The 5,192-nt window shown below is 67.4% G+C and carries 4 protein-coding genes and 1 pseudogene; all 5 read left to right on the plus strand.

Annotated elements, in window-relative coordinates; translation table 11 throughout:
- Positions 1-1,200, plus strand: a 1,200-nt coding sequence (locus JZ791_RS43385) for a molybdopterin dinucleotide binding domain-containing protein (RefSeq protein WP_216903694.1), incomplete at its 5' end; no start/stop codon positions are given.
- Between the two features lie 393 nt (positions 1,201-1,593).
- On the plus strand, positions 1,594-3,420 hold the full coding sequence (gene nuoH / locus JZ791_RS43390; RefSeq protein ID WP_216903695.1) for an NADH-quinone oxidoreductase subunit NuoH: 1,827 nt from the start codon (positions 1,594-1,596) through the stop codon (positions 3,418-3,420).
- A gap of 199 nt (positions 3,421-3,619) precedes the next feature.
- Positions 3,620-4,435, plus strand: a complete 816-nt coding sequence (locus JZ791_RS43395) for an NADH-quinone oxidoreductase subunit J (RefSeq protein ID WP_216903696.1) — start codon at positions 3,620-3,622, stop codon at positions 4,433-4,435.
- A 15-nt stretch (positions 4,436-4,450) separates the two neighbouring features.
- Positions 4,451-4,750, plus strand: coding sequence for an NADH-quinone oxidoreductase subunit NuoK (nuoK, locus tag JZ791_RS43400; protein WP_216903698.1), 300 nt, complete (start codon positions 4,451-4,453; stop codon positions 4,748-4,750).
- A 1-nt stretch (position 4,751) separates the two neighbouring features.
- Positions 4,752-5,192 (plus strand): annotated as a pseudogene (locus tag JZ791_RS43405) (NADH-quinone oxidoreductase subunit L); the annotation flags it as partial.

The raw sequence follows: 5,192 nt of genomic DNA on the forward strand, positions 1-5,192 counted from the left end.
ACCGAGACGGGCGTCGGAATGACCGGGGCGGCCGCTGAGTCGGCCAAGACGGGCTTCGCTACGACCGAAGCGAACTCGGGCGGCAGTCGGCTTACGGGGACTTCGCGAACCGGAGTGTTCGTCCGGGACTTCGGGGACGACTTTCCCGATCTCGGTCGGCTGCTGCGCGAACCGGGCGCGGTGATCATGGTCGGTGAGCGCACGGCGACCGTGCGGGGTGCGCTGTCGGCCGCCACGCGCTTGGCCGACGACACCGGCGCCGCACTGGCCTGGGTGCCGCGCCGCGCGGGCGAACGCGGCGCGATCGAGGCCGGTGCGCTGCCGACCCTGCTCCCGGGCGGACGCCCGGTCGTGGATTCCCTTGCGCGCCAGCAGGTCAAGGACCGCTGGGATGTCGATGAGCTGCCGGCGTTGCCCGGCCGCGACACCGCTGCCATTCTGGCCAACGCGCCCACCCTCGGCGCGCTGGTGATCGGCGGGGTCGAGGTCACCGACCTGCCCGACCCACGCGCCGCCCTCGCCGCCATCGACGCGACCCGCTTCGTGGTGAGCCTCGAACAGCGGCGCAGCGAGGTCACCGACCGAGCCGACGTGGTGTTCCCCGTGGCCACCGCGATGGAGAAGGCGGGCACCTACCTCAGCTGGGAGGGGCGCCCTCGCGAATTCGACGCCGCCCTGGCCGATCCCACGGTGCGCCGCGAGGCCGCGCAACTGGCCGACCATCGGGTGCTGCACGCGATCGCCGACGAGATGGGCATCGCCCTCGGGCTGCCCGATATCGCCTCGGCCCGAGCCGATTTGACCGCCCTCGGCATCTGGGACGGTCCGCCGGCCGTCACGCCCGTCACCGCGGCGCGAGAGCTGCCCCAGCCTCCTGTCGGGACCGCGATCCTCGCGGGCTGGCGAATGCTGCTGGACCGCGGCCGTTTACAGGACGGCGAGCCGAATCTCGCCGCCACCGCCCGCACCCCCGTCGTGCGCCTGTCCCACGACACCGCCGCCGATATCGGCGCCAGCACCGGTGATCCGGTACGCGTCGGCACCGACCACGGTTCGATCACGCTGCCCCTGGAGGTGACCGATATGCCCGACCGAGTCGTCTGGCTGCCGCTGAACTCCCCTGGCTCCCAGGTGTACGAGCAACTCGCCGTCACCCCGGGCCACCTCGTCCGCATCCGCCGGGAGGACCACCGTGAATGAGCCTGTGACACAACGCCACCAGCCGCCGCCCGCCAAGCACCTGGCCGCTCCGTGCAGACCGGCCGAACGCCATCTCCGGATGGGCCGGATCGATGGTTCCCGACCGCATGGAGGCCGGGGAGGTGCGGGTATGAACGGCCCTCAGCGATGCGAATCGAGCACGACAACGCGCCTCGCGCCCGACACAGCCGAGCACCGGCGAAGCCGCGTCCCGGTAGGCACGTTCGTCACGGCGTGCCGCGGCGGCAGGAACGCGCGCAGCGAGCGACCGGCAAGCACAGTCCAGCCCTCTCTCATGCCGGAGCACAGCAGCGGCAGGGGTGAAGCACGACGAAGCGAATCGTGGGCTCGGTGCTGCACGCGTACGACGGGGCCGAGCGGCGAGGTGGAGTCATGACCGACCTGAGCGCGTTCGGCCGCGATCCGTGGTGGCTGGTGATCCTCAAGTGCGTCTTCGTGTTCGTCTTCCTGATCACGATTCCGCTGATCGGCGTGTACGCCGAGCGCAAGATCGTGGCGTTCATGCAGATGCGGGTCGGGCCGGATCGGGTCGGGCCGAAGGGGACGCTGCAGTCGCTGGCCGACGGGGTGAAGATGCTCCTCAAGGAGGACATCGTCCCGACGATCGTGGACAAGCCGATATTCATTCTGGCCCCGATCATTTCGCTGGTCCCCGCAGTGATGGCGTTCGCGGTGATGCCGTTCGGGCCGATGGTGTCGATCTTCGGCACGCGAACTCCGTTGCAGCTGACCGATATGCCGGTCGGGGTGCTGTACATCCTGGCGATGGCCTCGGTGGGCGTGTACGGGATCGTGCTGGCCGGATGGGCGTCCGGGTCGACGTATCCGCTGCTGGGCGGGTTGCGCTCGACCGCGCAGGTGATCTCCTACGAGATCGCGATGGCCGCGTGCTTCGCGGCGGTGTTCCTGCTGACCGGCACGATGTCCACCTCCGGGATCGTCGCGCATCAGTGGGGCACCTGGAATGTCTTCCTGTTGCTGCCCTCGTTCGTGATCTACGCGGTCTCGATGGTCGGTGAGACCAACCGGGCGCCGTTCGACCTGCCCGAGGCCGAGGGTGAACTCGTCGGCGGATTCCACACCGAGTACTCCTCGCTCAAATTCGCCACCTTCATGATGGCCGAGTACATGAACATGGGCACGGTCTCGGCGCTGGCGACGGCGCTGTTCTTCGGCGGCTGGCACGCGCCGTTCCCGATCAACCTGTGGGCCGGAGCGCAATCCGGATGGTGGCCGCTGCTGTGGTTCACCGCCAAGGTGTGGATCTTCCTGTTCGTGTTCATCTGGCTGCGCGGCACGCTGCCCCGGCTGCGGTACGACCAGTTCATGAACCTGGGCTGGAAACTGCTGATCCCGACCTCGCTGCTGTGGGTGATGGTCGTCGCGGTGCTGAAGGTGCTGCAAGACAACGGCTATCACGTGCAGACCGCCGGACTGGTGATCTTCGGCATCGCGGTCACGCTGCTCCTGCTGGGCGCGGTCGTCCGGGCGGGCCTGCGCCCGGCTCCCGATCCGGAGCCCGCCGCCGCGCAGCACTACTCCAGTTTCCCGACGCCGCCGATCCCGACGATCGCTGCCCGGCAGGGCCCGAAACCCGGTGTGCTGGAACCGTTCGCGGGCTTCTGGGTCACCTTCGTGACCATGTTCAAGAAGCCCAACACCGAGTTCTATCCGGAGGTCAAGACGCCGACCGCACCGCGCTATCACGGCCGCCACCAGCTCAACCGGCATCCCGACGGCCTGGAGAAGTGCATCGGCTGCGAGCTGTGCGCGTGGGCCTGCCCGGCCGACGCGATCTACGTCGAGGGTGCGGACAATACCGAAACCGAACGCTTCTCCCCCGGTGAGCGCTACGGTCGCGTCTACCAGATCAACTACCTGCGCTGCATCGGCTGCGGCCTGTGCATCGAGGCCTGCCCGACCCGCGCGCTGACGATGACCAACGAATACGAACTGGCCGACGACAACCGCGCGGACCTGATCTACGAGAAGGACCGCCTGCTGGCCCCCCTCGAGCCGGGCATGATCCTCCCGCCGCACGCCATGGTGCCCGACACCACTGAGCAGGACTACTACCTCGGCACGATCGATGTGCTGGGGAGCCTTGCAGCCCAGCCGGATTCGGGCATGGGCCACTACGACGGTCCCGGCTCGGAGAGAACACCAGCAACTGCCGGTGCGGAAGGAGCGACGCGATGATCCTCGAACGAGAACCGGCCTCCCGCTACATTCTTGCGGCTCATCTGTCGGAAACCGGAGTTTCGAGCCCACAAAATGTAGCAATAGGCCGGACTCCGACCACCACTCGTCGATCCCTCGTCCACGCGCCGTCATCTCGGCACGCCGCTACTCGCCATCCCGGCACGCTCGACGAAAGCACAGCTGAAGGAGGTCCACGATGACCGCCGTGCTTGCCGTGGCCACGAACCACGGATCCGCCGGGGAGGCGGTGCTCTTCTGGGTGCTGGCCGTCGTCGCGGTCGTCGGGGCACTGGGCATGGTGACCGCCCGCAAGGCCGTGCACGCCGCGATGTCCCTGGCGGCCACCATGATCACGCTGTCGGTGTTCTACATCGCGCAAGACGCGCTGTTCCTGGGCGTGGTGCAGATCGTGGTCTACACCGGCGCGGTGATGATGCTGTTCCTGTTCGTGCTGATGCTCGTCGGCGTCGACACCTCCGAATCGCTGCGGGAGACGTTGCGGGGCCAGCGAATCGCGGTGATCGTCGTCGGCATCGGCTTCGCGCTGATACTCATCGCCGCGATCGCCAAGGGCGTGCACGAACACCGGCCGCCCGCGAGAGCCGGACTGGCACAGGACAACATCAACGCGCTGGCCGACCTGATCTTCGTGCGCTACGTGTGGGCGTTCGAACTCACCGGCGCATTGCTGATCACCGCCACCATCGGCGCGATGGTGCTGGCTCACCGGGAACGGTTCGGGCCCAAGTCCGACCAGAAGGACCTGTCCAAACGTCGTGTGCTCGAGGGGACGCAGGTCACCCCGCTGCCTACTCCGGGCGTGTACGCGCGGCACAACGCGGTGGACATCCCGGCGCGGCTCCCCGACGGCTCGTTCGCCGAACTGTCGGTCAGCACGATCCTGCGTCACCGCCGCAATCGCGCCAATACCGAGGCCGCGGTGGTCGGGATCGGCGCGGGCAACGATGGAACCGATACCACCCCGGGCAACGACTCCCCCACCAACGGCTGACAGAAGGGCTCTGCGGTGAATCCGGACAACTATTTGTATCTCTCGGCCTTGCTGTTCACGATAGGCGCGGTCGGAGTTCTGGTGCGGCGCAACGCGATCGTCGTGTTCATGTGTATCGAGCTGATGCTCAACGCGGTGAACCTGGCCTTCGTCACGTTCGCCCGTGAGCACGCCAACCTGGACGGTCAGGTGTACGCGTTCTTCACGATGGTGGTCGCCGCGGCGGAAGTCGTGATCGGACTGGCCATCATCATGACCATCTTCCGCGCCCGTCGCTCGACCTCGGTCGACGACGCCAACCTGCTGAAGTACTGATATGGGTACCGCGCAGATGCTCTTGCTGCCGATCCTGCCGTTGGCCGGTGCGGTGATCCTGCTGCTGGCCGGGCGTGCCAGTGACGCCTGGGGACACCTGCTGGGTGTGCTGGCCGCACTCGCGTCGTTCGCGATCGCGGTGTGGGCGTTCATCGATATGCTCGGGCGATCGGGCGCTTCGCGCGCCGTGCAGCACGACTTCTTCAACTGGGTTCCGGTCGCCGGATTGCAGGTGCATTTCTCGCTGCAACTCGATCAGCTCTCGATGTGTTTCGCGCTGCTGATCACCGGTGTGGGCTCGCTGATCCACATCTATTCGGTCGGCTACATGGCGCACGATCCCGGCCGACGCCGATTCTTCGCCTACCTCAACCTGTTCCTGGCCGCAATGCTGGTGCTGGTGCTGGCCGGGAACTACCTGGTGCTGTATCTGGGGTGGGAG

This window comes from Nocardia alni, from assembly GCF_019038435.1.
Lineage (GTDB): Bacteria > Actinomycetota > Actinomycetes > Mycobacteriales > Mycobacteriaceae > Nocardia > Nocardia alni.